Annotated in this window: 26 protein-coding genes, 1 tRNA gene and 3 pseudogenes; 24 read left to right on the top strand and 6 right to left on the bottom strand. The window is 67.9% G+C overall.

Annotated features, from left to right (window positions below; translation table 11 throughout):
- Positions 1-65 precede the first annotated feature (65 nt).
- From EDD41_RS03145 to der, 3 genes are read left to right on the top strand one after another with little or no spacing between them, the layout of a single operon-like run.
- On the top strand, positions 66-1373 hold the full coding sequence (locus EDD41_RS03145; protein WP_123574860.1) for an ISL3 family transposase: 1308 nt from the start codon (positions 66-68) through the stop codon (positions 1371-1373).
- A 10-nt stretch (positions 1374-1383) separates the two neighbouring features.
- Positions 1384-1845 carry a lysophospholipid acyltransferase family protein gene (locus EDD41_RS03140; protein WP_123574930.1) on the top strand — a complete coding sequence of 154 codons (462 nt, stop codon included), beginning with the start codon at positions 1384-1386 and terminating at the stop codon, positions 1843-1845.
- Positions 1846-1855: 10 nt separating this feature from the next.
- Positions 1856-3247: a ribosome biogenesis GTPase Der gene (der, locus tag EDD41_RS03135; protein ID WP_094763732.1), complete on the top strand. Its 1392-nt coding sequence runs from the start codon at positions 1856-1858 to the stop codon at positions 3245-3247.
- Between the two features lie 94 nt (positions 3248-3341).
- Here the strand turns inward: der and EDD41_RS17365 are convergent.
- A pseudogene (locus EDD41_RS17365) lies at positions 3342-3527 on the bottom strand (Na+/galactose cotransporter); the annotation flags it as partial.
- 188 nt (positions 3528-3715) lie between these two features.
- Between EDD41_RS17365 and EDD41_RS03125 the strand changes: the two are divergent.
- The 15 genes from EDD41_RS03125 (at position 3716) to EDD41_RS03050 (ending at position 15981) form a co-directional block, all read left to right on the top strand.
- Positions 3716-3789: transfer RNA gene (locus EDD41_RS03125), tRNA-Pro, on the top strand.
- A gap of 241 nt (positions 3790-4030) precedes the next feature.
- The gene (locus EDD41_RS17730) at positions 4031-4216 is read left to right on the top strand and encodes an excisionase family DNA-binding protein (protein WP_342769258.1); all 186 of its coding nucleotides are present in this window, start codon (positions 4031-4033) and stop codon (positions 4214-4216) included.
- A gap of 544 nt (positions 4217-4760) precedes the next feature.
- Positions 4761-5114, top strand: coding sequence for a hypothetical protein (locus EDD41_RS03115; protein WP_148060456.1), 354 nt, complete (start codon positions 4761-4763; stop codon positions 5112-5114).
- A gap of 373 nt (positions 5115-5487) precedes the next feature.
- Positions 5488-6042 (top strand): ATP/GTP-binding protein, encoded by a 555-nt coding sequence (locus EDD41_RS03110; RefSeq protein WP_123574928.1) that lies wholly within the window; start codon positions 5488-5490, stop codon positions 6040-6042.
- Positions 6039-6707, top strand: coding sequence for an SAF domain-containing protein (locus EDD41_RS03105; RefSeq protein WP_123574927.1), 669 nt, complete (start codon positions 6039-6041; stop codon positions 6705-6707). The genes EDD41_RS03110 and EDD41_RS03105 overlap by 4 nt, the downstream gene beginning before the upstream one ends.
- Positions 6707-7483 (top strand): CpaE/TadZ family protein, encoded by a 777-nt coding sequence (locus tag EDD41_RS03100; protein ID WP_123574926.1) that lies wholly within the window; start codon positions 6707-6709, stop codon positions 7481-7483. The genes EDD41_RS03105 and EDD41_RS03100 overlap by 1 nt, the downstream gene beginning before the upstream one ends.
- A gap of 258 nt (positions 7484-7741) precedes the next feature.
- On the top strand, positions 7742-9061 hold the full coding sequence (locus EDD41_RS03095) for a TadA family conjugal transfer-associated ATPase (RefSeq protein ID WP_245995519.1): 1320 nt from the start codon (positions 7742-7744) through the stop codon (positions 9059-9061).
- The gene (locus tag EDD41_RS03090; protein ID WP_123574924.1) at positions 9058-9915 is read left to right on the top strand and encodes a type II secretion system F family protein; all 858 of its coding nucleotides are present in this window, start codon (positions 9058-9060) and stop codon (positions 9913-9915) included. Before EDD41_RS03095 ends, EDD41_RS03090 begins: the two co-directional genes overlap by 4 nt.
- Positions 9912-10826, top strand: a complete 915-nt coding sequence (locus EDD41_RS03085; protein WP_123574923.1) for a type II secretion system F family protein — start codon at positions 9912-9914, stop codon at positions 10824-10826. Before EDD41_RS03090 ends, EDD41_RS03085 begins: the two co-directional genes overlap by 4 nt.
- Before the next feature lie 127 nt (positions 10827-10953).
- A complete protein-coding gene (locus EDD41_RS03080; protein WP_245995518.1) occupies positions 10954-11166 on the top strand; it encodes a TadE/TadG family type IV pilus assembly protein in 213 nt (70 codons plus the stop codon).
- On the top strand, positions 11163-11561 hold the full coding sequence (locus tag EDD41_RS03075) for a TadE/TadG family type IV pilus assembly protein (RefSeq protein ID WP_123574922.1): 399 nt from the start codon (positions 11163-11165) through the stop codon (positions 11559-11561). The genes EDD41_RS03080 and EDD41_RS03075 overlap by 4 nt, the downstream gene beginning before the upstream one ends.
- Positions 11558-11989, top strand: coding sequence for a TadE/TadG family type IV pilus assembly protein (locus tag EDD41_RS03070; RefSeq protein ID WP_170165219.1), 432 nt, complete (start codon positions 11558-11560; stop codon positions 11987-11989). The genes EDD41_RS03075 and EDD41_RS03070 overlap by 4 nt, the downstream gene beginning before the upstream one ends.
- Positions 11986-12426, top strand: a complete 441-nt coding sequence (locus tag EDD41_RS03065; RefSeq protein WP_123574920.1) for a pilus assembly protein TadG-related protein — start codon at positions 11986-11988, stop codon at positions 12424-12426. The genes EDD41_RS03070 and EDD41_RS03065 overlap by 4 nt, the downstream gene beginning before the upstream one ends.
- Positions 12423-14408 carry a LysM peptidoglycan-binding domain-containing protein gene (locus tag EDD41_RS03060; protein ID WP_123574919.1) on the top strand — a complete coding sequence of 662 codons (1986 nt, stop codon included), beginning with the start codon at positions 12423-12425 and terminating at the stop codon, positions 14406-14408. The genes EDD41_RS03065 and EDD41_RS03060 overlap by 4 nt, the downstream gene beginning before the upstream one ends.
- A gap of 1252 nt (positions 14409-15660) precedes the next feature.
- Positions 15661-15981: an Imm51 family immunity protein gene (locus EDD41_RS03050; RefSeq protein WP_123574917.1), complete on the top strand. Its 321-nt coding sequence runs from the start codon at positions 15661-15663 to the stop codon at positions 15979-15981.
- A gap of 414 nt (positions 15982-16395) precedes the next feature.
- On the opposite strand, the gene EDD41_RS03045 is transcribed toward EDD41_RS03050, so the two are convergent.
- The 5 genes and pseudogenes from EDD41_RS03045 to istA form a co-directional block, all read right to left on the bottom strand.
- Complete coding sequence (locus tag EDD41_RS03045) at positions 16396-17541, bottom strand: IS30 family transposase (protein WP_245995517.1); 1146 nt, start codon at positions 17539-17541, stop codon at positions 16396-16398.
- A 213-nt stretch (positions 17542-17754) separates the two neighbouring features.
- On the bottom strand, positions 17755-18342 hold the full coding sequence (locus EDD41_RS03040; protein WP_386769156.1) for a cadmium resistance transporter: 588 nt from the start codon (positions 18340-18342) through the stop codon (positions 17755-17757).
- Complete coding sequence (gene cmtR / locus EDD41_RS03035; RefSeq protein ID WP_123574915.1) at positions 18342-18692, bottom strand: Cd(II)/Pb(II)-sensing metalloregulatory transcriptional regulator CmtR; 351 nt, start codon at positions 18690-18692, stop codon at positions 18342-18344. Before cmtR ends, EDD41_RS03040 begins: the two co-directional genes overlap by 1 nt.
- Positions 18693-18783: 91 nt before the next feature.
- Positions 18784-19499 (bottom strand): annotated as a pseudogene (gene istB, locus EDD41_RS03030) (IS21-like element helper ATPase IstB).
- A 116-nt stretch (positions 19500-19615) separates the two neighbouring features.
- Positions 19616-20884, bottom strand: a complete 1269-nt coding sequence (gene istA, locus EDD41_RS03025) for an IS21 family transposase (protein ID WP_123574914.1) — start codon at positions 20882-20884, stop codon at positions 19616-19618.
- A 68-nt stretch (positions 20885-20952) separates the two neighbouring features.
- Here istA and EDD41_RS18080 point away from each other — a divergent pair.
- The 6 genes and pseudogenes from EDD41_RS18080 to EDD41_RS03000 all read left to right on the top strand — a co-directional run.
- A pseudogene (locus tag EDD41_RS18080) lies at positions 20953-21063 on the top strand (IS21-like element helper ATPase IstB); the annotation flags it as partial.
- A gap of 232 nt (positions 21064-21295) precedes the next feature.
- Positions 21296-22003 carry a DUF6803 family protein gene (locus EDD41_RS03020; protein ID WP_027586302.1) on the top strand — a complete coding sequence of 236 codons (708 nt, stop codon included), beginning with the start codon at positions 21296-21298 and terminating at the stop codon, positions 22001-22003.
- A gap of 31 nt (positions 22004-22034) precedes the next feature.
- Entirely contained in the window at positions 22035-22730 is a 696-nt protein-coding gene (locus EDD41_RS03015; protein WP_123574913.1) for a response regulator transcription factor, read from the top strand.
- Between the two features lie 53 nt (positions 22731-22783).
- Entirely contained in the window at positions 22784-23869 is a 1086-nt protein-coding gene (locus EDD41_RS03010) for a sensor histidine kinase (RefSeq protein WP_245995516.1), read from the top strand.
- A 35-nt stretch (positions 23870-23904) separates the two neighbouring features.
- Positions 23905-25383, top strand: coding sequence for a multicopper oxidase family protein (locus EDD41_RS03005; RefSeq protein ID WP_123574911.1), 1479 nt, complete (start codon positions 23905-23907; stop codon positions 25381-25383).
- A 175-nt stretch (positions 25384-25558) separates the two neighbouring features.
- On the top strand, positions 25559-25864 hold the full coding sequence (locus tag EDD41_RS03000) for a hypothetical protein (protein ID WP_040159608.1): 306 nt from the start codon (positions 25559-25561) through the stop codon (positions 25862-25864).
- Positions 25865-25916: the final 52 nt, after the last annotated feature.

Here is a 25916-nt window from a genome sequence, read left to right as displayed (position 1 = left end):
GGTGACAGGGATCGAGGTCCTTGGATGATGGAAGTTCCTACACAGCCATCGCCAAAGACCTCGACATGGACAACGCTACCTTCACGACCCCTGACCTGGCCACGTTCTGCCGTCTCGATGACCTCGGCCTGGCCGTCACCGGTCAGCACCTCACCGGCAAGCGCGCCGTCCTGGCGTGTCGCCCGGTCCAGCCTGATCACTGGTGCCACCGCTGCGGCTGCCACGGCCAGCCGCGTGACAGTGTCGTGCGAGAGTTTGCGCACATCCCGTTCGGCTGGCGCCCCACCACCCTCCAGGTTCGGCTGCGCCGCTACCAGTGCACCGGCTGCGGGCATGTCTGGCGCCAGGACCTCACCCGCGCAGCGTCGCCGCGTTCCTGCTTGTCACGAGGTGCATTGCGATGGGCGCTGGAAGCGCTGGTGGTCAACCACCTGTCCATGACGCGCATCGCGGCCGCGCTCGGGGTGGCGTGGAACACCGCCAACGACGCCGTCCTCGCCGAAGGCCAGCGGATGCTCATCGACTCCCCCGGCCGCCTCGATGGCGTGACCGTCGTGGGCGTCGACGAGCACGTGTGGCGCCACACCCGCCGCGGCGACAAGTACGTCACCGTGGTCATCGACCTGACCCCCGTCAGCACCGGGACCGGAGCGTCTCGGTTGTTGGCGATGGTCGAGGGGCGTTCGAAGCAGGCGTTCAAGACGTGGCTCGCCGAGCAGCCCCAGACCTGGAGAGACGGAGTGAAGATCGTCGCGATGGACGGGTTCACCGGCTTCAAGACCGCCGCCGCCGAAGAACTGCCGAAAGCTGCCACGGTGATGGATCCCTTCCATGTCATCCGGCTCGCTGGGGATGCTCTGGATGTGTGCCGCAGGCGGGTCCAGGTCTCGCTGCACGGCAGTCGGGGGCGCAAGCACCATCCGCTCTACCAAGCACGGCGAACGCTACACACCGGCGCTGATCTACTCACTGACAAGCAACAACGCCGCCTGAATGCCCTGTTCGCTGATGACCGGCACGTTGAGGTCGAGGCCACTTGGGGCGTCTACCAGGCCATGATCACGGCCTACCGCACCAAGGCCCGCAGCGACGGCAAGAAGGCCCTGGCCAGACTGATCGACTCGATCGGATCAGCGGTTCCCACCCGCCTGGTCGAGGTCTGCAAGCTCGGCCGCACCCTGGCCAAGCGCCGGGCCGACATCCTCGCGTTCTTCGACCACACCGGCTCGAGCAACGGCCCCACCGAGGCGATCAACGGCCGGCTCGAACACCTCCGAGGCACCGCCCTGGGCTTCCGCAACCTCACCCACTACATCGCCAGGTCCCTGCTCGAGGCCGGGGGGTTCAGACCCCAACTACACCCTCGATTGTGAAGAGCCGGCAATGGCCAAGATGGAATTGTGGAAGAACAAGGCATTGGGCCGTCTGCTGACGGCACTCGGCCAGATTCCCGTGGACCGGTGGCAGACCGACACCGGGGCGATCCGGCAGTGCATCGCGCTACTGCGAGACGGTCACCGGCTGGTGATCTTCCCGGAAAGTCACCGAGGCAAGGGGGACTTCGAGAACTTCAAGCGGGGCACCGCCTACCTGGCGATGGTCACCGGCGCTCCCGTGGTTCCCGTCGCCCTGGTGGGCACCGCCGTCGGTGGGACGGGGCTGAAGAGCATTCCAGGGCCGGGACAGTTCATTGACGTCGTGTACGGTAGGGCAATTGCCGTGGAAGCCCAGGAGTGGCCCCGCACGGCCGGTGAGGTCACCGAGCTCACCGAACGTCTGCGCACGATCTGCGCGCAGCACGTCCAGCAGGCCCGCCGTGAATGTGGGCCTGGAACTGCACCCTGAGGAAGATCGCATGACCGAAAATTCTGACTTCTCGACGGCCGAATTCGCCGACTTCGAGGCCGAGGTGGCCTCGGAGGAACTGCTGATGAAGCCCGTGCTGGCCGTCGTCGGCCGCCCGAATGTGGGCAAGTCGACGCTTGTGAACCGTATCCTGGGCCGCCGTGAGGCCGTCGTCCAGGACACCCCGGGCGTGACCCGGGACCGCGTCAGCTACGACGCCAACTGGAACGGCCGCGAGTTCGTGGTGGTCGACACCGGCGGCTGGGTGAGCGATGCCAAGGGCCTTGCCCACCAGATCGCCGAGCAGGCGGAGCTGGCGATCGGTGCCGCCGATGCGGTGCTCTTCGTGGTGGACTCCCAGGTGGGCATCACCGACGAGGACGAGGCCGTGGTCCGCGTGCTGCGTCGCAGCAAGAAGCCCGTCGTACTCGCCGCCAACAAGGTGGATGACCAGCGCACCGAGGCCGAGGCCACCAGCATGTGGAACCTGGGCCTGGGGCAGCCGTGGGCGATCTCCGCCATCCACGGCCGCGGCACGGGCGACCTGCTGGACGCGGTACTGGAGGCACTGCCCGAAGCCCCCCAGGAGCGCTACTCCGAGGTGGGTGGCCCGCGCCGCGTCGCCATCGTCGGCAAGCCGAATGTCGGCAAGTCCTCCCTGTTGAACAAGCTGTCCGGCCAGCAGCGCGCCGTCGTGTCCGACATGTCGGGCACCACCGTGGACCCCGTCGACGAGCTGTGCGAGGTGGGCGGACAGATGTACCGGCTGATCGACACCGCCGGCATCCGCAAGCGCGTCAAGGAGGCCAGCGGCCACGAGTACTACGCCAGCCTGCGCACTCAGGGCGCCATCGAGCGCGCCGAGGTGTGCGTCGTGGTGATCGACGCCTCCGAGCCGCTGACCGAGCAGGACCTGCGCATCCTGTCCAATGTGGAGGACACCGGCAAGGCGCTGGTGATCGCCTTCAACAAGTGGGACCTGACCGACGAGGAGCGTCGCAAGTACCTCGATCGTGAGATCGAGCGAGACCTGGTGGCCTTCAGGTGGGCTCCGACGGTCAACATCTCCGCGCTGACGGGGCGCAATGTGGACAAACTGAGCAAGGCCGTCGAGGAGGCACTGGCGGGTTGGGAGACCCGTATCTCCACGGGCAAGCTGAACGCCTTCCTGGGGCGCGTGGCCGCCGCCCACCCGCACCCACTGCGGGGCGGAAAGCAGCCGCGGATCCTGTTCGGCACCCAGGCGCAGAACTGCCCGCCGACCTTCGTGCTGTTCACCTCCGGCCAGCTGGACCAGGGCTACGAGCGGTTCGTGGAGCGCCGCCTGCGCGAGGACTTCGGCTTCACCGGCTCCCCGGTGCACGTCGAGGTGCGTGCCCGCGAGAAGCGCGGCAAGAAGTAGCTGGCTGCGCCCCACACATGGGCTGAGCCTGTCGAAGCCAGTGGCCGCCACCCTTGGGGTGGCGGCCACTGTCATGTCCGACTCGTCTGGTTCTCAGGTTGGCCGAGACGAAGGCCAGGCCCGTGACCCAGGCCGGCAGGGAACGACCGGACTGGAAGTAGTCCGCGGCGTCGGCGACCTGACGCTTGGCCAACCAGCCCACGCCCAGGACGAAGGCGAAGTAGACCACCAGGATCAGGTAGTCGACGGCCTTCGCGTCGATCAGTCTCTCCAGCAGCATTGCTGCACCTTTCGTTGGCTTCGCCCTGCGGCTGCGCTGGGACCCGGCTCATGGTCCGACCACTGGCCTTTGCCGTGTGGACTGGGGTTGGCTCTTCAATCATTCAGTGATTGACGTGGATTGCCCTCGGATTGGCGTAGCCGACGGCAATCCGGTACTGTTCTTTCTCGGGTCGGAAACGACCTGGACGGGCTGTAGCGCAGCTTGGTAGCGCACTTGACTGGGGGTCAAGGGGTCGCAGGTTCAAATCCTGTCAGCCCGACGTCCTGAGGGGCTTGTCAGAGCTAGTTTGCTCTGACAAGCCCCTTCTTCGTGCCCTATACGTGCCCTATTGAGATTACAGGACCCGGTTCGCACCTGCATTCGACGCCTGCGTTCCCCTCTTGCGACTAGGCGTTTCTCCGCGGTTCGTGACTTGTGTTTCCCCTGCCGCGACCAGCGTCTGCGAGGTCTCCTGACCAGGTCGCGTGGGCACTAATCTGTGCCGAGGTTGTTGGGTGGGCATGAATGCAGAGCAGCGCATGGTTGATGTGGAGAGTGTGCAGTCGGCCGCTCGTCGGCTTGGTGTCTGCCCACGGACAGTGCGGCGAATGATTGCCGACGGCCGACTACCGAGCTACCGGATTGGGGATCGACTGATCCGCGTCCAGCGGGCAGACGTGGACGCCTTGGTTTGGCGTGCGTCATGAGTTGCACCAGGGCGAACCTGGGATCGCGAGCTGTTCAGGGGACGGCTGTTCGCTGACAATTTTGGTCATTTCTGGGGTGGCTTGATTCTTCTGTGCCAGTAGGGATCCCGTCGGCTGGTGGGCCTTGAGCATGACCTGGAAGTGTCGATGGGCACTGGCGGTCGGACCACTCGATGACGCAGTATGGGTCCCACTCGGGGGAGTGATGAATTGCTTGCTGCCCCAGTGTCGGGTCGGTGAGCACCACGACATCCGGCTCGGCTTGTGGCAATGACGCTGCAGACGAGAGGGGGCCCTCGTGAGGACGAGTGCCAAGAAGTTGATTGCAAGCACAGCACTGGCGTTCGCCCTGGCTGCGTGCTCGGGAACGCCCGGACAGGTGCCGAGGACGAGTTCCAGCGCGACCACCGAGCCTCCCTCGAACGCGGGCTCAAGCACGCCGTCGCCTGCGGCGAGTCAGACCTCGAGCGCCGGCCCATCCACGGGCGCGACGCCACCCGCGAACGCAAGCGCCGCGGACGCCGCGGTGCATCGTTACGTCGAGGTGACCACTCACATCGCGTCCGATCCGAAGTCCGACATGGACCAGCTGCAGACCGTCGCTCGAGCGTCCGCGCTGCGGCAGTGGCAGTACGACATCTCCCAGTTCCGCGCGCAGAAGCAGCACCTGACGGGCATGTCGACCTTGGCCCTGGTGAAGGCGACACCGGGATCGGATGCACGTGAATGGAAGCTGCGCTACTGCCTCGACGTGTCCGGGACGGACCTGGTTGATGCCACCGGCAAGTCTGTGCGGGGCAAGGGCCCGAAGCGCGTGACAAGCGACATGGACGTCGTCCAGGACGGCGCGGATGGCAGCTGGTACGTGACCGAGGACAAGGTCACCGGGACATGCTGAGGAGGTGCGTTCTGGCCCTTCTCGGAGGCACCGGCTCAGTCTGATGGCACTGCCGGCTTGGGCAGATGGAACCGTCAGCTGCGGATCGGACCAGCGCTACAGCCCCTACTCGGGATCCTGTGCTGTCACGCTCTCGCTCTCAGGCACGCCCGCTGGGCCGGCGGGGAGAACGAAGACTTCCACCCACCTGGGAAAGAGCAACTCGTCCAGTCCAGGTAAGGCGGCGTGTGCAAGCCGGTCGGGTTCCCCGGTCCCGTGCACCAGCAGCGCCGGCTACTGGTCCAACGAGCGGCAGTGCTACGTGAAACCGGCCACGCCTCCACCTCCCGCGGGTCATCCGCTCTGGGAAGGGCACACGGATGGGGCGGTCTACATGTGCACCACTGGTGTTGAGGCTGGCGGGCACGTCCACTCGTTCTGGTCGGCGGCGCAGCCGGCTGGCGTGGCGGCGCCGCCGGATCCTGCGGTGTTGGCGAAGCAATTGGTGGCGCAGATGAATTTGCGGGCGATTGATGTGGGGATGGCTCCGGAGGATCGTCCCGGTGTGGTGGGGACGGTGGGGTTGCCGGTGTGGATGTGGGTTGAGAATCCGTCGGCGCAGACGTTTGGCCCGCAGACCCGCAGCTTGAGCGAGCGGGGCGTGACGGTGTCGGCCACGGCGAAGGTGAAGCGGGTGGTGTGGCAGATGGGCGACGGCCAGGCCGTGACGTGCACGACGGCGGGGTCGGTGTTCGGGCCTGGGGATGGCGGAAAGTCGTCGCCGGATTGTGGCCATACATATTCGCAGCGGGGGGCGTACACGATCAGGGCGACGTCCTTCTGGGCTGTTGATTGGACGGCGTCGGGCGGGCAGACGGGGAGTATCGCGATGGATTTCACGACGGATCGGGTGCTTGAGGTGGGCGAGGTCCAGGTGATCGGGCGATGACCGCGACGCAGACGGCTGGTGTGGAGGCGCCGCAGGCTGCGGCCAGGGTGACGCCCGCAGCGGCGGGGGTGCGGATGCGGCGGCGTCCTGCGTTGGTGGCGGTGTCGGTGGCGCTGGTGGTGCTGGGGGCGTTGTTGTCGGTGTGGACGTACTCGAGCCTGGGTTCGGCGCAGCCGGTGGTGGGGGTGCGGCAAGACGTGGCGCGGGGGTCGGTGATCTCGGCGTCGGACCTGGAGGTGGTCCGGGTGGGGGTTGATCCGGCGTTGGCGACGGTGCCAGCGGACGGGTTGGAGGCCTTGGTGGGTCAGCGTGCTGCGGTGGATCTGCAGGCGGGGCAGTTGATGGTGCCGCCCGGGGTCACGCAGGATGTGGCGCCGCACAAGGGGATGTCGGTGGTGGGCTTGGCATTGGCTCCGGGCCAGTTGCCGTCGCAGCCGCTGTGGGTGGGCGATCGGGTGCGGGTGGTGTCGACGCCTGGCCAGCAGGGCGATGTGGTGGCCCAGGACGTTCGGGTGTTCACGGCGTCGGTGGTGCAGGTCGATGCTGCGGATGTGTCGGGGCGGATCAGTGTGAGTGTGGAGGTGGCTGAGCAGCAGGCGCCGGAGCTGGCGGCTCGCTCGGCCAGCGGCAAGGTGGCCCTCGTGGTCGATGCGCGGGAGGGCTGATGGCTCTGGTGGTGTTGGCCTCGGCTTCGGGTGCTCCGGGCGTGACGACGACGGCGTTGGGGTTGGCGATGCGGTGGCCGCGTCCGGTGGTGTTGGTGGATGCCGACCCGGTGGGTGGTTCGCCGGTGTTGGCGGGGTTGTTCCAGGGTGCGGTGGCGCATCCGGATGCGATGGTGCAGCTGGTACTGGCGCAGCGTGAGGGCCGGCTGGGTGAGGCGTTGCCGACATCGCTGCTGGTGCTCGAAGGCACGAACGCGTCGGTGCTGGTGGGGCCCCGGTCACACGTGCAGGCGGGCAGTCTGCGGGAGTTGTGGCGTCCGTTGGCCTCCGAGCTGCGAGCGCTGGAGGCGTCGGGGCAGGACGTGATCATCGACGCGGGACGGTTGGGGATGGCCCATTCAGCGACGGCGTTGGTGGAGTCGGCTGATCTGGCGCTGTTGGTCTGTGGCAGTGGGCTGCCGGAGTTGTCGGCTGCCCGGCAGTGGGGGCTGGCCTGGGCGGAGGCGGCTGCTGCGGGCACGGGTGCCGGGACGGTGGGCTGCGTGGTGGTGGGCCCGGGCCGTCCCTACGGACTGCGGGAGGTGGCCAAGGCGGTGGGGCTGCCCGGCTTCGGGAGCGTGTGTTGGGATCCGCGGGCTGCGGCCAGTGTGAGTCGTGGGGAGAAGGTCTCGGGCCGGGCGTTGGGTCGGTGGCATCGCTCGCTGGACGCGCTGGGAACGGCGATCCGTTCGGCAGCGAGCGCGCAGGATCCGTCGACGGTGCTGGAGGAGGCGTGATGAACGAGCGGGTCGATGAGCGGGAGCTGGAGGCTTCGGATCTGTCGAGGTTGCCTTTGTTCCAGACGGACTCACCGGTCGCGTCGGCGGGGCGTCGGCGGTCGACGTTCTCGCTGGTGCGGGGTTCGGCGTCGGTGGAGCGGATCCGTGCCGCTGCGGCACCGGCCAACCTGCGCCCCGCGACGCCCCCAGCAACCGTGGCCGACACGGTGCCCGACGGTGCCGGAGGGTCGGGCCGGTGCTGCGGTGGAGGGGGAGTTGGATTGGGAGTTGGTGCGCGCGTTGCGGGTGGCTGCGTCGGGGCAGTTGATGCGGGCGTTGGAGGGGTCGTCGGCGACGTCGGTGGCCGAGCAGCACCGGCTGGGGCGGCGGATCATTGCTGATCTGGTGGTCGAGGAGGTGGCGCAGCAGGCTCGTGCGGGTGTGCGGACGTTGTCGCCGTCGGGTGAGCAGCGGGTGGCGCAGGCGGTCTTCGATGCGTTGTTCCGGCTCGGCAGGTTGCAGCCGTTGGTTGATGACGAGCGGGTGGAGAACATCATCATCCAGGGCTGTGATGTGGTGTGGCTGGAGTATGCCGATGGTCGGGTGGTGGCGGGTCCTGCGGTGGCCGACAGTGACCAGGAGTTGATCGACTTCCTGGTCTTCGTGGCGTCTCGGTCGGAGGCGAATGCGCGGCAGTTCAGTGAGGCGGAGCCTCGGCTGCACCTGCGGCTGGATGGTGGGGCGCGGTTGGCGGCGACGGCGTGGGTGACGCCTCGACCGTCGGTGGTGATCCGTCGTCACCGGTTGCAGCAGGTGACCTTGGACGACCTGGTGGGGCTGGGGTCGTTGTCGGCGACGGCGGCGTCGTTCCTGCGGGCGGCGGTGCGGTCGCGTCGTTCGATCGTGGTGGCGGGGGCGCAGGGTGCGGGCAAGACGACGATGGTGCGCGCGTTGTGTGCCGAGATCGGCCCGGATGAGGCGATCGGCACCTTCGAGACCGAGTACGAGCTGCACCTGCACGAGATGCGGGAGCGGCATCCGATCGTCCACGCGTGGGAGGCCCGGCCGGGTGGGGAGATGACGGCCTCGGGGCGTCGGGCGGGGGAGTTCAGCATCGATGACGCCTTGTACGACTCGTACCGGTTCAACCTGTCGCGCCAGATCGTGGGTGAGGTGCGGGGTCGTGAGGTGCTGGCGATGCTGGAGGCGATGCAGTCGGGGACGGGATCGTTGTCGACGACGCATGCCCGTAGTTGTGAGGACACGGTCAACAAGCTGGTGACGTGTGCGATGAAGGCCGGCGCCCATGTGACCTACGACTATGCGGTGCGGGCGTTGGCGCAGTCGTTGGACGTGATCGTGCACGTCGATGCCCGCACCAGTGAGCGGGGCAAGCAGCGCTGGACCTCGCAGATCTGTGTGTTGGGGCCGGGGGAGAAGGCCAAGGGCTATGCGCTGGTGCCGGTGTTCGGGTGCGAGTCGGGGTCGAGGACGATACGGGCGGTGCCGGGCCTGCCGGAGGAGTACGACGACCTGGCCCGTTTCGGGTTCGATCTGGACGGCTACCGGGCTGAGAGCCAGGCAGGTGTGCTGTGACGCTGCTGGTGCCCGCCGTCGCGGGGGCGATGATCGTCGCCGGTCTGCTGGGTGTGGTGTGGGGGCTGCGGCCGTCGCCGGTTGCCACGGGACGTCCGCGACGGGGCCGCACCCTGCGGCGGTGGTCGCGGCGTGCCCGGCTGGCAGTCGGTGTCGGGCTGGTGGCTGGTGTGGTGGTGGCGCTCGTGTCGGGCTGGTTGATCGCGGTCGTGGTGGTGCCGTTGGCGGTGGCGGGGTTGCCGGCGTTGGTGTCGGCCCCTCCAGCGGCGGCGCGGATCGAGCGGTTGGAGGCGATGGAGGAGTGGACCCGGTCGCTGTCGGGGATCATGACGGTGGGTGCGGGGTTGGAGCAGGCGTTGATCGCGACGTTGCGGTCGGCGCCGGAGCCGATCCGTCCGGAGGTGTCGCGGCTGGTGGCCCGGCTGCGGGCGCGGTGGTCGACTTCGGAGGCGTTGCGGTTGTTCGCCGACGAGCTGGACGACCCGACCGGGGACCTGGTGGCGGCCAACCTGCTGTTGGCAGCGCGCCGGCGTGGTCCGGGTGTGGCGGCGGTGTTGGAGAGCCTGGCCGAGTCGGTGGCGGCTGATGTGCGGGCCCGCAGGCAGGTGGAGGCCGACCGTGCCAAGCCGCGGGCGACGGCCCGGTGGGTGACGGTCATCACCGTGTGCGCGCTGACGGTGTTGGCGATGTCGGGAAGCTACGTCGCCCCGTACAAGACACCGATCGGACAAGTGGTGCTGGCGGTCCTGCTCGGGGTCTATGTGGCGGTGTTGGTGTGGATGCGGCGCATGGCTGCCGGGGACGCGATCCCACGGTTCCTGGGGGCATCGGTGGCGAAGGAGCAGGTGCGATGAGCACGACGGGTCTGCAGCTGGCGCTGCTGGGCGGGTTGAGCATCGGCGCCGGGGTCTCGGCCTTGGTGTGGCGGTTGGCGCCGGTGCAGGTCGATGCCCACGACGCGGTCGTCCGGTTGTCAGCCCAGTCCACCCAGACACCTGCCACGGGTGGGGGTCAGGTTCGGGCGGTCGGTGGTGTCGAGCGTCTGGGGCGGTGGGCGATGCGCACGCTGCCAGCTGGGTGGTGGGGTGTGGTGCCCACCCAGCAGTTGGCGTTGTTGCGGATCAGCCAGGCGCGGTTCTTCGGGGAGAAGGTGGCCTTCGCGATGTTGGGGATGATGGCGCCGGCGCTGCTGTCGAGCCTGTTCGCGGTGATGGGGTTGCCGCTGCCGGTGGTGGTACCGGTGATGGCGAGCCTGGCAGCGGGGGTGGTGTTCTTCTTCATCCCGAACTGGAATGTGGTCGACGATGCGGGCCGGGCCCGCACGGAGTTCAACCGCGCCTTGGGCGCCTACATCGAACTGATTGCGTTGGAGCGCAACTCCGGTTCGGGGACCCGGCAGGCGATGGAGGCTGCCGCCGAGGTGGGCGATTCGTGGGTCTTCGTCCGGTTGCGGGAGGAGTTGGCCTTCTCGCGGTGGACGGGTGAGCCGCCGTGGGAGGCTCTGCGGCGACTGTCCCACGAGCTCGGTCTGGCCGAGCTGGCTGACCTGGCCGACATCCTGCGACTGTCGGGTGAGGAGGGCAGCCAGATCTACAGCCAGCTGCGGGCCCGTTCCGCGTCGATGCGCTCGGCGCTGTTGAGCCAGGACCTGACCCACGCCAACGCGGTCGGCGAGAAGCTGACCATCCCCATGAGCGCGCTGGGCATCACGTTCATCACCATCCTCATCGTCCCGGCCTTGTTGAGGGTGGTCGGCATCACCTGACACCACACACCCCTCCGCGCCACCCATCACGGGTGGCTCCCCCCGAGTTGTGCATTCCCCTGTGACAGATCTGGGGTCACCAGGGCCGTCCTGGTGGCTTGTTGGAATCGACGAAAGGAACACGACGATGCAGCACATTCTGGGAATCTGGTTGACGCTGGGCTACCGGGTGGAGACCCTGCTGGGGCACCAGCAGCAGGTGCTGGCCCGGCGGCGGGACGAGCGGGGCTCGATCACGATCGAGCAGGCGCTGTGGGCGGTCGCGATCATCGCGCTGGTCGGCATCGTGGTGGCCGCCATCACCGCATTCGTCAAGAAGGAAGTCGGCAAGATCAAGTGACCCGGGGTCGTCGGGGCCGGGTGCCGCGGCGAGACGAGCGCGGCTCGGCCACCCTCGAGATGGTCGTGCTGATGCCGGCACTGTTGCTGCTGGTCATCGTCGGCGTCCAGGCGGCCCTCTACTACTACGCCGCGTCCATCGCCTCGGCCGCAGCGCAGGACGCTGCCCGGGCCGCTGCCAGCGCCAAGGACCACGACTGGCAGGCCACCGGGACGCAACGTGCCCAGACGGCGTTGGAGCAGTCCCACGGCGGCCTCGAACACGCCCAGGTCACCGTCACCGGGGACGTCACCGGCCCCCACGCCACGGTCACCGGTCGATGCCTGGCCCTCGTCCCGGGGCTGGAGTTGCCGGTGATCCGGTCGGCGTCGATGACGTGGGAGGAACTCACATGAGCCGCAGCGGACGGGGTGAGCGGGGTTCGGCCACTTTGGAGGCCGTCCTGGTGGTGCCGGCCTTCTGCCTGTTCCTCGGCCTGGTCATCGCCTTGGGGCGCATCGAGGTGGCCCGGCAGCACGTCGATGCCGCCGCGGCCGAAGCGGCTCGCAGCGGCTCGCTGGCACGGGATGCGGCCAGCGCCACCAGCCGCGCCACCACCGCCGCCCAGGCGACGCTGACCAGCCACCAGCTCGACTGCCAACCGGCGCGCGTCGAGGTCGATGTCGCCGGCTTCGCGGTTCCCGTCGGTACCCCGGCCAGCCTGCAGGCCACCGTGACGTGTCAGGTGAACCTGTCCGACATCGCGTTGCCCGGGCTGCCCGGCAGCATCACCATCACCCGACAGGCCAGCTCACCGCTGGACGTGTTCCGGGTCCGACGATGACCGCGACAGCACGCCGCACCAAGCCGGTGCGCGATGAGCGGGGCTCCATCAGCACCTGGGCTGTGCTGGCCAGCCTGTGCATGATGCTGGTCCTCGGCCTGGGCGTCGACCTGGCCGGGCATGTCGCGGCCGAGCAGCGTGCCCGGCAGGTCGCCTTCGAAGCCGCCCGTACCGGCGGCCAACAGGTCGAACTCGACGCGCTGGCCACCACCGGCACCCTCACCCCCGACCCCGCCCGGGTGAGCGCCGCCGCCGACGGCTACCTCACCGCCGCCGGATACACCGGGACCACCACCGTCGGCGCGACCACCGTGTCGGTGACGGCCACCGGTGACTACGAGTGCCGTTTCCTCACCCTGCTCGGCATCGACTGGCTCCCCGTCACGGGAACCGGTCAGGTCGAGATCAACCGCGTCCTCGACGGGAGACCACGATGACCACCCTCCGACGCCGACTCCAAGGCCTGGCGGCCCTGCTCGCCCTCCTGGCCCTGATGGTCGGCCTTCCCGCAGCACTGGTGGCCACCGTCGGCAACCCCCTGCCCGGCAGCATCCCGACCCCCGGCCAATGGTGGCAGGCCCTGACCGCGCCGGACGACGGCACCCTCGCCCTGACCGTCATCGGCCTGCTGGGCTGGCTCGTCTGGGCCTACCTCGCCGTGCTGATCCTGCTCGAAACCGTCGCGCGCCTGCGCGGCCGCACCGCTCCGATGCTGCCCGGCTGGCACGCGCCCCAGCTCGGCATCCGACGCCTGGTCGCCACCGCCGCCCTCGTCCTGGTCACCGCACCCCTGCTCGGCACCCCGACCGCCTCGGCCGAACCCAGTCCCACTCCACCCGCAGCCACCGCCACGACGCAGACTGCTGCGGGTACCTCTGCCGTAGCGACGCCCGCCGGCACGGGTGTGCGGGTGCACGTCGTCACGGAGGGGGAGAGCCTGTCGAGCATCGCCGCCGACGAGCTCCACGACGCCGACCGGTGGCCCGAACTCGCCCAGGCATCCCGCCGCACCGTCCAGCCCGACGGGGCACACCTCACGGACCCCAACATCATCCACCCCGGCTGGCGCATCACCATCCCCGCCGGTACCACCCAGCCACAGACCGAGCGGCAGGCTCGCACGGTCGTCGTGCGCGACGGCGACACTCTGGCGCAGCTCGCCCAGGCACACCTCGGCGACCCTGAACGCTGGCCCGAGATCTACCAGGCCTCCCGCACCACACCCGAGCCCGACGGAGCACGCCTCACCGACCCCGACATCATCCTGCCCGGCTGGACCCTCACCATCCCTGGCCAGACGGCCTCCGAACCCGAGAAGAAGCCGCAGGTCGCGTCCCGGACCCCCAAGCCCACCGACACGCCCCGCACCACCCCAAGCCAGACCTCGACCCCGGCACCGGCGCCCAGCCCGTCATCGGCCGCGAGCACAGCGAGCCCGCACAGCACCGCCACCACCCCAGCTGCCGCACCGGTAAACGACGAGGTGGAAGCGCACGACGGTGTCTCGGCATCGTGGCTGCTCACCGGGCTCGCGTCGGGCGGTGGCCTGCTGGCCGCCTCGGCGCTCGTGGTGCTGCGCCGCCGACGCGTCGTGCAGGCCTCCCACCGCCGTCCGGGCCGCCAGATCACCCTGCCCCCACCCGAACTCGCCCCCGTCGAGCAGACGCTGGTTGCCGCCGGGACACCGGTCACGGTCGACCTCGCCAACCTCGACGCCCACCTGCGCCACCTCGCCGCCGACGCCCTGGTCGCAGGCCACCGGGTGCCGCACGTGGCCGCCGTGCGCGTCACCACCGACCAGATCGAGGTCCACCTCGCCGAGGCCACCGACTCCATGCCCAGTGCGTGGTCCGCCATCGACGACAGCGGCCGCTGCTGGGCCACACCCCTGCACCCGAACCTCGGTGCGATCGAGGCGCCCGCGCCCTACCCGCTGCTCGTCACGGCAGGAACCGACCACGACCAGGCCGTGTGGCTGGTCAACCTCGAACAACTCGGCGTGCTGCACCTCACCGGCGACGCGGACTACGCCCACGACTTCGCCCGCTACGCCGCCGCCGAGATCGCCGTCAACCCCTGGTCGCGTGGCGTGCGCGCCACCTGCCTCGACGCCGGCGTCGAAGCCATCGACATGAACCCCAACCGCCTCCACCAACCCACTGCGGCGGTCCGCGCCATCGAGACCATCACCGACGACGCACGACGCACGACGCACCATCCACCGCCTCTCGGCCGAGGACGCGGCCGTGGAGGACAAGCGCTGCCGCGCCACCGACGGCGAGGCCTGGCTCCCGCAAGCACTCATCACCACCGACGCCCACACCACCGAAGCCAGCGACCTGATCAGCATGATCATCGACCACCCGTCTCAGACCGGGGCAGCATTAGTCGTGGTGGGGGAGAGCAGCGCCGAGTCTGATGCGGCTCGGCTGGTGTACACCGCCCACGGTCAGGCGCGACTCGAACCAGCCGGACTGGCCCTCATCCCCGCCGGTCTCACCCCGGACGAGGCCCTCGGCTGCGCGGCCCTTCTCGCCCAGGCCGATACCCTCACCGACGAACCCGTTCCACCTGCCGGCGACACCGGCTGGCGGGAACTGACCGACGCCGCCGGATCCATCGCGACGCACAGCCCGTCCACGACCGTCGAAGACGAGGTACGACCCGATCATGACGACGCGATCGGCCACACCACGACAGCCGCGTTGCCGCCGACCGTCGATGACGACGCCGAATGGGCCCGTCTCCTGTCTGAACCCGACGAGACTGTTGCCCAGCGACTGCGTGAGCTCGACCCCACCCTCGACGCCGACCTGGCCGACTGGCACGATCCCGACACACGCCGCCCCAAGCTGAGCCTGCTCGGACCGGTCAAGGTGACCGCCCGCGGCAAGGCCATCGCCAAACGCAAGCCCTACTACACCGAGATGCTCGCCTACATCGCACTGCGCGAGCACGGCGCCACCCCCGACGAAGTCGCGGACGCCATGAACGTGTCCGCACAGACGGTGCGAACCGGCATCACGACCATCCGCGAATGGCTTGGCACCAACCAGAGCACCGGCGAGCGCTACCTGCCCGACGCGACGAACACCCCCGCCGCCCTCGACAGGGGCGTGCCCGTTTACCAAGTACCTGACTTGCTCGTCGACATCGACCTCATGCGCCGACTCCGCGCCCGCGCCCAAGCAGCAGGGGAGGACGGCATCGACGATCTCGAAGCCGCCTTGGGCTTGGCTCAAGGGCGTCCGTTCGACCAGCTGCGCCCTGGAGGTTGGGGCTGGCTCGCGCACACCGGCCTCGAGCACCACATCACCGTCTCGATCGTCGACATCGCCCACACCCTCAGCAGCCACCACCTCGCCAAGAACAACACCGCCCAAGCACGAGCCGGGGCAGAAGCAGCGCTGCGGGCTGTCCCGGAGGACACCATCACGCGACTCGACCTGGCGGCAGCCGCCATTGCCGAAGGCCGACTCGACGAATCAGACAGACTCAGGGAGGAAGTACTCACCATGCTCGACGACGAGGAACTGCCCGCCGACCTGAGTCCACGCAGTCTCCGAGTCGTCACCGGAGCCACACGGGAATCGGGTGCGTGACATTACTCTTCCGCCGAAAGTCGGGCGTTGGGTCGGGGGGAACGCATGTGGACGCCCTAGGCTCGGTGCATGGGAAACACGCGGATCACGGCCATCGACGGGACGCACTGCCTCAGCTTCGATTGCGGCGGCCTGCCCGTCGACGAAGCCATCATCACCCGTGGCCATGAGCCCAATGGCTACTTCTGGGAAGGGATCGCTAGCTTCGCGGCCGCCGACATCGTTGACGCTGTGGAGCTGGACAGCGAGGGCGACATGTTCTCGGCAACCGGGACCCAATCGGACCTGGAACGGCTGCAGGCTGTGATGGAGCCGCTGACCCAGGATGAGAAGGCGCTCGAAGAGGTCATGCGTCGAGCCGAGGCGGACGGGTTCGAGTTCGAGGACTGACCGAGCGACCGGACTGCCCATGGGAGACGTCCCCATCTGTCGCTCTGCGCGGCGTCGGAGACGCACGCTACTGCCGCTGGGCTCGCGCAAGGTGGGTCCACTTCTGGCCGTCAGCCAGGGGCCAAGTGGGTTGACATAGCCATACCGAAGAGCACCCGTCTCGAAGATGTGCATGAGAAGCCCATCCCCCTACTTTCGCAAGCGTTCGAACTATCTTCCGCGAAGGTGAGGGATTCTGTTGGTGGGACGACATATGACGGCGTGAACGCCGTCAGGCGCTCACGCCTTCAGGAGGAACTTTTGAAACCACACGCGCAGGGCAGGGAACCGGTCGCGGCCGACTCTCTACAACCGCGCGCCTACATGTCGTGTCAACGACGGCCGAAAAGTGAGCAGGAATCGACGCCTTGGGTTCTAGCCAACGTCGCAATTCGGGGATGTTTCGGAGGTTAGCAGGAGGCGAAACAGGTCGGCTGGGCAACGTCCCCCGAGGACTGCTCTGGGGCGGTGGTTGATCTCGTTCTCGACGGCCCGGAGGTGCTCGGGACTGAACCGGCGCAGGTCGACGCCCTTGGGGAAGTAGTCTCGCAGCAACCCGTTCGTGTTCTCGTTGCTGCCGCGCTGCCACGGGCTGTGGGAGTCGCAGAAGTAGACGTTGATCCCGAGGTCGGCTGCGATGCTGAGATGGCGGGCCATCTCGGTGCCCTGGTCCCAAGTGATCGATCGCAACAGGGTGGGTGGCAGGTCTGCCATCCGGTCGATGATTGCTCGGTGCAGCGTGTCGCTGTCCTGCCCGGCGAGGTGGACTAGATGCAGGGTTCGTGTTTGACGCTCGACCAGGGTCCCGATCGCGGAGGTGACGCCGCGGCCGATGATCAAGTCGCCTTCCCAGTTGCCGGGTTGGCTCCGGTCCAGTGGGTCGAAGCCTCGTTCGTGGATCGACAGCATCGGCTGCTCGAACCGAGGACGGCGGCGATGGATCCGCACCTGGGCTCTGCGGGCGGTGCGGCCCGTGCGCGGTGGTGTCGCCCGGAAGGGGGCCAGCGGTGTTGGGCGTTGCCAGCGCGAGTTCGGCTCGTAGATGGCCTGGTAGATGCTCTCGTGATACAACCACATCTCCGGCCGGTCCGGGAACGTCGCGTGGAGCCAGTCGCTGATCTGTGCCGGGCTCCACCGGCGCTGCAGCTTCTCCGCGACCAGGTCACCCAGGAAGGCGTTGGTCTCCAGCCGGCGCGGGTGGACACGGGTGCGTCGGGCGACCGCGAGACGCTGGGCCCGGTAGGGCTGGTACTCGAGGCGGTGACCCTCCCCGGCGCTGCTGTTGCGCTGCAGCTCACGGCAGATCGTCGACGGCGAGCGCCCCAACTGTCTGGCGATGGCCAGCTGCGTATGGCCGGCCAGGTGGAGGTCGGCGATGAGGAGGCGTTCCTCTTGCGACAGGTAGCGGCTGCTGACCTCGCGGACGGCGAGGCGTTCGAGGGGCTTCTTGAACCCGACGACTTCACCGTTGCGATAGATCTTCGCTCCGTGCATCCATGAGTTCGCGGACGTTCGAGACACGCCAACTTCTCGAGCCGCACCCCGGATGCTCCAACCACGGTCGATCAGATCCATGAACTGTCGCCGCTGCGAGGACAACGGCCGTCGCCCTGGGCCCTTCTTGGTCCTTCGAGTACTGCTCACAACTGCTCCTGTCATGTGACAAGGATTGCGACGACCACTCGAAACCACCCGCCTGAAAACTGAGCAGGTCCGGGCGCCGTCCGACTGAGATCACAGGCCAAAAGCGCCTCCTTGGACAAGGATCACGACGCCCAAGATGATCAGGACGAGTGGGAACAGGATGTGTTCGGACTTCTCGAGGGCCTCGTCGATGCCCGGCCGGGTGGCCACGAACTTCGCAATGGCCACGAGGACTGCGACGAACAGCAGGAAGACTGCGCAGTAGGTCAGGATGCTGGCTGGACTGACACTGAGGAAGACGGGGACGTAGACACCGATGTTGTCCCCGCCATTGGCGAAGGTCACAGCCGCGACGGTCAACGGCGCGACCTTCTTGCGGTCATCGAGCTCGTCATCGTCCTCGCCCTGCCATGCCTCCCATGCGGCGCGAAGCCCCAAGAGCAGGGGGATCAGACCGAAGTAGGGGATGGCGGATTCCGGCAGGGCCAGGCTCGCGCCCCAAGTAGTCAGGAGAGCCGCGCCAAGGATGCCCAGGAATCCCAGGTACTGACCCACGACGATGCGTCGCGTGGTTCCTGCGCGGCCAGCGCCACGAGCGAAGAACAGCGACAACACGATGACGTCGTCGATGTTGGTCGCGACGAACAGGCCGACGGCCTGGATCATGGTGGCCAACATCAGCGGACCTCCTGGCCGGCGCTATCGCTGCAGGCCGGATCGAGACAGGGTGCGGCGTCGTTCACGGCCAGTGTCACCTCGACCAGCGAAGTGAGAGCGTCGCGCAGGTGATGATCGGCGATGTCGTAGCGGACCTTGCGCCCCTGCATCTCGGCCACGACAATGCCGCAGTCACGCAGGCAGGCCAGATGGTTCGACACGTTCGACCGGGTCAGGTCCAGACTCTGGGCGAGTTCGGCGGGATACGAGGGCGCATCCAGCAGGCTCAACAGGATGCGCGCTCTGGTGGGGTCAGCCAGGGCCCGTCCGATGCGGTTCAGGGCGTCAAGACGCGAAGCAATGGTCAGCATGTGCTGAATAGTACAGCAGAAGCTGACGTGTTGATGGGTGAGCCCTGGCGCGAGGTGGGGTGCCCCCAGCCACGCATCTTCTTCTCTGCCCCTAGTTGTTGCGGTCTTTGGTGAGGAGTTCTCGGCGGGCGCGGGTGCGGTAGGACTCGCCTGACAGGGCGAGGACTTCGGCGTGGTGGACGAGGCGGTCGATCATGGCGGCAGCGATGACGTCGTCGGAGAAGGTTTCGCCCCAGCGGCCGAAGGGCAGGTTGCTGGTGACGATGAGGGAGCCTTGTTCGTAGCGGGATGCGACGAGTTGGAAGAACAGGTTGGCTGCGTCGGCGTCGAAGGGCAGGTAGCCGACCTCGTCGACGATGACCAGGCGGTACCGCTGGATCTTCTTGGTTCGGCGTCGAGTTGCCCTGCCTGGTGGGCGGTCTGGAGTCGGCTGATCCAGGCGCTGGCGGTGTCGAACAGGACGCTGTGGCCGTTTTGCGCGGCCTTGATCCCCAGGCCGATCGCGAGGTGGGTCTTGCCGATGCCGGGCGGCCCGAGCAGGACCACGTTCTCGGCCTTCGACACGTAGGTGGAGGTGGCGAGGTGGGCGAGCAGGTCGCGGCGTAGGGACGGGAGGTGGTCGTAGTTGAAGTCCTCGAGGGTCTTCATGGCTGGGAAGTGGGCGGTGCGGATCCGCATCATGGTGCCGGCGGCTTCCCGGTCGGCGGCCTGGCGTTCGAGGACGGCGGCGAGGTATTGCTCGTGGGACCAGCCCAGGTCGCGGGCCTGGTCGGCGATCTCGGACCAGGTCTTGGCGATGGTGGGCATCTTGAGCACGCGGGTGAGGAAGGCGAGCTGGGAGGCGATGCGTTCCCCGTCCTGACTGGTAGACGCTGTGAAGCCCGTGGTGGTGGGCTGGGTGTTCGGGGCGGTGGTCTTGGTGGTCATGAGGCTCCTTGGTGGGTGTGGAAGTCGACGCCGAACAGGGCGTCGTAGTCGGGCAGGGCGCGGATCGCGACGGCGTGTCCGTCGTCGTGGGTGCGGGTGGCCGGGGAGTGGCGGGTGCGCTGGTTGTAGGCGTGGCGCTGGTTGTAGGCGTGGCGCAGGTCGTGGGCGATGCGCTGGTGGGCGGGGTCGGTGATGGTCTGGCCCGTGGCCCAGCAGCGGGTGTGGAGCCCGACCAGGGCGTCGTCACACAGGATGCGGACCTGGTCGCCGGTGGTGGTCGCGGTCACGAACCGGCCGATCGCGCGCGGGTCCGCGGAGTAGTCGTTGCCGTCGAGGCGGATGTAGTAGTCCCGGGCGAGCCGGACCCGGTGGTGCAGGCCAACGACAGGCGGCAAGGGTGGCAGGTCGAGCATCGCGGCCCGGTCGGTGTTCCAGCGCTCGGCGGGGCTGGCGCCCAGGGCGCGGATGCGGCGCTGGTTGGCGTGGGTGGTGAGCCAGTCAGTGACCTGGGTGTTGAAGTCGGCGGGGCTGGTGAAGACCCGGCCGGGCAGGAAGGACGTTGCGAGGTAACCGTTGCGTCGTTCGACCAGGCCCTTGAACTCGGGGTCGCGGGGCGGGGCGAGGTGGAGGCGGACGCCGAGGGTGCCGGTGAACGCGGCGGCCTCGGCCGAGGGTTTGCCGGTGCCGCCGATCGCGGCTTCCCGGTCCCACACGAGTGTCTTGGGGACGCGCCCCCACTGGGTAAGGATGTGCCACATGCCGGTCAGGATGTCGCCGGCCTTGCGGGAACAGATCATCACCGCGCTGGTGTGGCGGGAGTAGCCGCAGGTCATGGTCAGCACCGGCAGGATCCGTTCGGTGCCATGCCCAACGGGGATCGGTGTGGCGGGGAACCACAGGTCGCACTGGGCGAGTTCGCCGGGCTGGTAGGTGATCCGGTCGGCGGGGTCCGGTGGCTGGAAGTACGGCCGCAGGATGCGGATGCGGTCCTTGAGGATCGTCATGGAGTGGCGCCAACCGATGCGTTCGGCAATCACCGTCGCCGGCATCGTCGGGTACTGCGCCAAGAGCTGACGAATCTGTGTCTCGAACGGGTCGACCAAGGACCCGGTGGGTGGGCGGTGGTACTGGGGTGGCCGCTCGGACTTGAGAGCGGCGGAGACGGTGTTGCGGGAGATGCCCAGGTGGCGGGCGATGGCGGCCTTAGATAGGCCTTCAGCACGGTGCAGCCGACGGATCTCGGCCCAATCCTCCAAAGTGATCACCCCTGACAGGTTCCTCCGGGCTGCTCAGTTTTTGCCCGTCGATTCCTGCATAGGTTTCACCCGTCGTCGACACCCGCCTGTGTGCAGCGATCGTCGACCGCCTCACCTACAACGCCATCATCGAGACCGGAACCAACTCCTATCGCCTCGCCCACACGCGAGCTCGCCAGACTCTGTGACTCGACGGGTCATGGCGTGGCCATCGAGAGCAGTGCACGGCAGAGAGGCGGCCGAACCGAGTGCCGGTCGACTTCTGGTGGGTTTCCGTGCCACTGCGGGTACTGCACAGGTCCGGGGCATCGATGGTCCGGACGGGGGAGGTGGGTGACAGCCGGTGTTCGCGGTGGATCTTGATCATTTCTTCACACTGTCTTGCTCGTGGCTCGACATGCCGCCTGGAGGCTTGGCGGCATGACGACGAATGAATCCTCATCCCTGGCTCGTGGGTCCCTCGCATTCCTGGGAATTGCCAGCGTGGCCGCGGTCGGGCTGGCCCTGGCCGTGCCCGACCTGACTGCTGGCTCGGGCATGGCTGGCATGGCGATGACCCACTACATGGAACTTCTCGCGGTGCGGCAACCGTGGAACCTGCTGTTGTTCATGGCCCTCCCGGTCATCCTGGCCGAGACCTTGGCGATCACGGAACTGGTCATGCTGCTGGGGCGCCGCAATGACCGGCCCGCAGCCCCGTGGGTGGCGAGGCTCAGTCGGGCTGCTGGCCTGCTCGCCGGTCCCGTGTGGGTCTTCATCGGGACGCACCTGATGGTCCACGCGGTGGTGCCCTTGACCATGAATGGGGGATGGCGCGGCCCGGCTGATGTCATCGCGGTCCTCAGCTACCTGGTCGGTGGCCTGCCCATGCTCGTGATCAGTCTCCTCGAGGCGGGGGTCCTGGGCCGCAGTAGTGAGAACCGTCTGCGGATGCACGTGGCGATGGTGGCGGCCTTCCTCGTGGTGGCCCACGTGGCGATGATTTTCGGGATGGTCGATCCGGCAGTCCTGGGAGGTGACACGTCGTCGAGCGTCATGACCCATGACATGGGTGGCATGTCCGGCATGAACCACGACATGGGCAGCATGAACCACAACATGTCCCCGTCCTCGCAACCGACGAGGTGACGCCTGCTGGGTCTCGTGGTGAGGTGGAGCCATGAGCGATGTGGCGCGCACTTCGGTGCTGGTGGTCGACGACGAACCGGTGCTGGCCGGCACGGTGAAGAACTACCTGGAACGGGCCGGCATGGCCGCAGACACGTGTGCAGACGGGAACGAGGCGGTGTCGCGGATCCGGGAGGAGCAGCCGGATGTCGTCATCCTCGACCTCGGCCTTCCGGGCCTCGACGGAGTGGAGGTCTGTCGCAAGGTGCGCACCTTCAGCGACTGCTACGTCCTGATGCTGACCGCGCGAGCTGACGAGGTGGACATGCTCATCGGGTTGTCCGTGGGCGCGGATGACTACCTCACCAAGCCCTTCAGCCCGCGCGAACTCGTCGCACGCGTCCAAGTGATGCTGCGTCGCCCGAGATCCACGGCTTCGGTATCCGTCGCCCGCAGGATCGGGGAACTGGTGGTGCATCCCGACTCGCGCGAGGCTTTCATGGATGGTGTGGTGGTGGACCTGACACGCACCGAGTTCGACCTGCTGAAGGCGCTGTCCGCGCATCCCGGACGTGTGTTGAGCCGGCGTCAGCTCACGGACATGGTCTGGGGCGAGGACTGGGTCGGCGACGACCATCTGGTCGATGTCCACGTGGCACACCTTCGCAAGAAGCTGGGTGAGGAGGCCGCCGATCCCCGCTACGTGCTGACTGCGCGGGGCGTGGGCTACCGGATGGGCCGAGGCTGATGGGAGGACGGCCATCAGAGCTGTGGCCCGGGTTGTCGTGGGGTCGACGGCTGGTGTGGACCCAGTTCGCCGTCCTGGTCACCATGAGCGTCACGCTGGTCCTGACCGCCCTGGAGATGGGCCCGCCGTTGTTCAAGAAGCACATGGCCGAGGCCGGGCACACCCAGCCCATGGTGCTGGACCATGCCGAGCGTGCCTTCCATGACGCCGGTGCGGCCTCCCTGGGATTGGGGCTTGCCGCCGCGATGATGATCGCGGCGGTGACGTCATGGGTGCTGAACCGCAGCCTCATCCGAGGGCTGGATGCCCTGGCCGAGGGGGCTGAGAGGGTCGCGCACGGCAACTACGACGACCCCGTGCGCATGCCGCCACTGGGGCGCGAACTCGAATCCGTGGCCCATGAGTTCAACCGGATGGCGGCCCAGATCGAGGCCACGGAGGCCACCCGACGACGCATGTTGACCGATCTTGGCCATGAGCTGCGAACGCCCCTGTCCGTGACGCGGGTGACGCTCGAGAGCCTCGAGGACGGAGTCGCCGTGTATGGGCCGGAGGTCCTTGAGGTCCTCCAACGCCAGAACGAGCGCATCACGGCGCTGGCGGCCGACATCTCCGAGGTCTCCAGGGCAGAGGAGGGGCGGATCCCCTTGGAACTACGGCTGACCCGCATCGATGACCTGGTGGAATCGGCGGTCACCTCGTGTGCGAAAGCCTGTGCCGAGGCAGGTATCCAGCTGGTGACCCGTGGAAACTGCCCCGTGGAGGTGGACGTCGACCCTGCACGCATCGGCCAGGTCCTGGACAACCTGCTGCGCAACGCCGTCCAGCACACGCCACGCGGGGGTGAGGTATGTGTGACGAGCTGGTCTGACACGGACTCGGTGTCCATCCAGGTCAGCGACACCGGCGCAGGCATACCCGCCGGTGAGGTGCCCCACGTCTTCGAACGCTTCTTCCACCAGGGATCACGCAGGGTCCGTGACGTCGACGGCGGAACCGGAGTCGGCCTGACCATCGCCAGGGCCGTCGCCCGGGCACATGGGGGCGACGTGCTGGCGGCCAGTCCGGGGGTGGGCTGCGGTGCGTCGTTCACCCTGGTGCTGCCACGAAGTCTTGATCGAATCTCCACACTTCCCTGACCCGGTCACAATGCGGGGCGGGAAGAGTCGTGGGCATGAACACGATCACTCGCCGACAGGCCTTGCTCGCCGGCCTCGGCCTGGCATCCACCAGCGCCCTGGCTGCATGCGGCGCCAAGCAGCCCGCCCCGGCCAGCACCACCCCGGCCACATGGGCCATCCCGACCCAGACACCACTCGCCACCCCGGCCGGGGCGACGACCGTCACCCACACCCTGACCCCGCGCCCTGTCACCTTGGACCTGGGCGGTGTCCTGGCCAAGACCTGGGCCTACACCGACGAACTCGACGGGAACGTCCTGCGCGGCAAGGCGGGCGACCTGTTCCGGGTCACGGTCGACAACCAGCTCCCCACAGCCACCTCGGTGCACTGGCACGGCATTGCCCTGCGCAACGCCTCCGACGGTGTGCCTGGTGTCACTCAGGACCCCATCGCCGCCAAGAGTGCCTTCACCTACGAGTTCGTCGCACCCCATGCCGGAACCTACTTCTTCCATCCCCACAGCGGAGTCCAGATCGACCGGGGGCTGTACGCTCCCCTCGTGCTGGACGACCCACGCGATCCGGGCGACCACGACGCGGAATGGGTCCTGGTCCTGGATGACTGGACCGATGGGGTTGGCAAGTCACCGGATGCGATCTTCGCCGACTTCAAGGCCAACAGCGGCCCCCTGTCCCAAGGAATGAACCACGACATGGGAGGCATGGACCACGGCAGTTCCCCCTTGGGCGATGCCGGAGACGTGAGCTACCCGCACTACGTCGTCAACGGCCGGATCCCGGCCGCACCGCGCACCCTCACGGCACGCCCCGGGGACAAGGTCCGGCTACGGCTCATCAATGCCGGAGCCGACACGATCTTCAAGGTCGGCCTGTCCGGGCACCGACTCACCATCACCCACGCCGACGGTTTCGCCGTGCAGCCGGTCGAGGCGACGGCCATCTACCTCGCCATGGGAGAAAGGATCGACGCCACCGTCACCGTCGGCGACGGCGTCTTCGTGCTGCAGGCCGCCCCCGAGGGCAAGACCGGTACTCCCGCCCGCGCCATCGTCAAGACCGGCGCCGGCAGCATTCCGCCGGCCACCACCCGAATCCCCGAACTCGGAGGAAAGGCTGCCCTGGGCACCGCCCTGCGCGCCGCCGACGCAGCCAAGCTGCCCGACAAGGAACCGGAGCAGACCCTCGAGGTCCAGCTCAACGGCCAGATGAAGCCCTACGCCTGGGGCATCAACGGCAAGAAGTTCGGTGAGGACACACCCCTTTCGATCAGCCCGGGACAGCGGGTCCGGATGCGGATGACGAACATGACGATGATGGCCCACCCGATGCACATCCACGGCCACACCTGGTCCCTGCCGGGCAGCAACGGACTACGCAAGGACACCGTGCTGCTGCTGCCCATGCAGACCATCGAGGCCGACCTGCAGGCCGACAACCCCGGAGCCTGGATGCTGCACTGCCACAACATCTACCACGCCGAGATCGGCATGATGACCAGCCTGCGCTACTGACCCCAGCCCACGCCGGTGCGGTTCCCGCGTCACCCCGGGAACCGCACCGCCGCATGCCCGCACATGCCTCCGACGTCTTGGTCAAACCTTCATCATTTGCCCCGGTCCAGCTTCATGGACGCTCGACAGTCTGGATGGTGACGGCAGCCAGCCACACACGACGAAGGAGACCACCATGTACACAAGCCCCACCCAGCTCAACCGCAGTGACAGCGACGCTCCCCGCCCCGCCGCCGACCCGGTACTCGAGCCCGTGCAGCACCGGCACGACCCGAAGATGACAGGTCACGGCAAGAGCCACCACTGGATGCACCTGCTGATGTGTGCCCCGATGCTGCTCATCGTGGCCGGATACCTGTGGACAGGTCGTGCCAGCCTCGCCGCAGGCGGCGTCATGGCCGCCGTCATCCCCGCCCTCGGCTGCGTAGTGATGATGTGGCTCATGATGCGGATGATGAACCACGGGGCCGATCACCACTGAGCCAAGAACCTCGCACCACGCGCCCACCAGCACCACAGAGCACCACCACTCA

Source organism: Luteococcus japonicus (genome assembly GCF_003752415.1).
GTDB classification, from domain to species: Bacteria; Actinomycetota; Actinomycetes; order Propionibacteriales; family Propionibacteriaceae; genus Luteococcus; species Luteococcus japonicus.
This window is presented reverse-complemented; position numbering and strand designations above follow the sequence as displayed.

Bases quoted from the DNA above. Each gene is read 5' to 3' on its own strand.
- EDD41_RS03015 (WP_123574913.1), top strand. From the start codon at position 22,035: ATGAGCGATGTGGCGCGCACTTCGGTGCTGGTGGTCGACGACGAACCG.
- EDD41_RS03080 (WP_245995518.1), top strand. From the start codon at position 10,954: ATGCAGCACATTCTGGGAATCTGGTTGACGCTGGGCTACCGGGTGGAG.
- EDD41_RS03060 (WP_123574919.1), top strand. From the start codon at position 12,423: ATGACCACCCTCCGACGCCGACTCCAAGGCCTGGCGGCCCTGCTCGCC.
- EDD41_RS03085 (WP_123574923.1), top strand. From the start codon at position 9,912: ATGAGCACGACGGGTCTGCAGCTGGCGCTGCTGGGCGGGTTGAGCATC.
- EDD41_RS03065 (WP_123574920.1), top strand. From the start codon at position 11,986: ATGACCGCGACAGCACGCCGCACCAAGCCGGTGCGCGATGAGCGGGGC.
- EDD41_RS03050 (WP_123574917.1), top strand. From the start codon at position 15,661: ATGGGAAACACGCGGATCACGGCCATCGACGGGACGCACTGCCTCAGC.
- EDD41_RS03040 (WP_386769156.1), bottom strand. From the start codon at position 18,342: ATGTTGGCCACCATGATCCAGGCCGTCGGCCTGTTCGTCGCGACCAAC.
- EDD41_RS03145 (WP_123574860.1), top strand. From the start codon at position 66: ATGGACAACGCTACCTTCACGACCCCTGACCTGGCCACGTTCTGCCGT.
- EDD41_RS03100 (WP_123574926.1), top strand. From the start codon at position 6,707: ATGGCTCTGGTGGTGTTGGCCTCGGCTTCGGGTGCTCCGGGCGTGACG.
- der (WP_094763732.1), top strand. From the start codon at position 1,856: ATGACCGAAAATTCTGACTTCTCGACGGCCGAATTCGCCGACTTCGAG.
- EDD41_RS03105 (WP_123574927.1), top strand. From the start codon at position 6,039: ATGACCGCGACGCAGACGGCTGGTGTGGAGGCGCCGCAGGCTGCGGCC.
- EDD41_RS03020 (WP_027586302.1), top strand. From the start codon at position 21,296: ATGACGACGAATGAATCCTCATCCCTGGCTCGTGGGTCCCTCGCATTC.
- EDD41_RS03000 (WP_040159608.1), top strand. From the start codon at position 25,559: ATGTACACAAGCCCCACCCAGCTCAACCGCAGTGACAGCGACGCTCCC.
- EDD41_RS17730 (WP_342769258.1), top strand. From the start codon at position 4,031: ATGAATGCAGAGCAGCGCATGGTTGATGTGGAGAGTGTGCAGTCGGCC.
- EDD41_RS03110 (WP_123574928.1), top strand. From the start codon at position 5,488: ATGTGCACCACTGGTGTTGAGGCTGGCGGGCACGTCCACTCGTTCTGG.
- EDD41_RS03140 (WP_123574930.1), top strand. From the start codon at position 1,384: ATGGCCAAGATGGAATTGTGGAAGAACAAGGCATTGGGCCGTCTGCTG.
- EDD41_RS03005 (WP_123574911.1), top strand. From the start codon at position 23,905: ATGAACACGATCACTCGCCGACAGGCCTTGCTCGCCGGCCTCGGCCTG.
- EDD41_RS03070 (WP_170165219.1), top strand. From the start codon at position 11,558: ATGAGCCGCAGCGGACGGGGTGAGCGGGGTTCGGCCACTTTGGAGGCC.
- cmtR (WP_123574915.1), bottom strand. From the start codon at position 18,692: ATGCTGACCATTGCTTCGCGTCTTGACGCCCTGAACCGCATCGGACGG.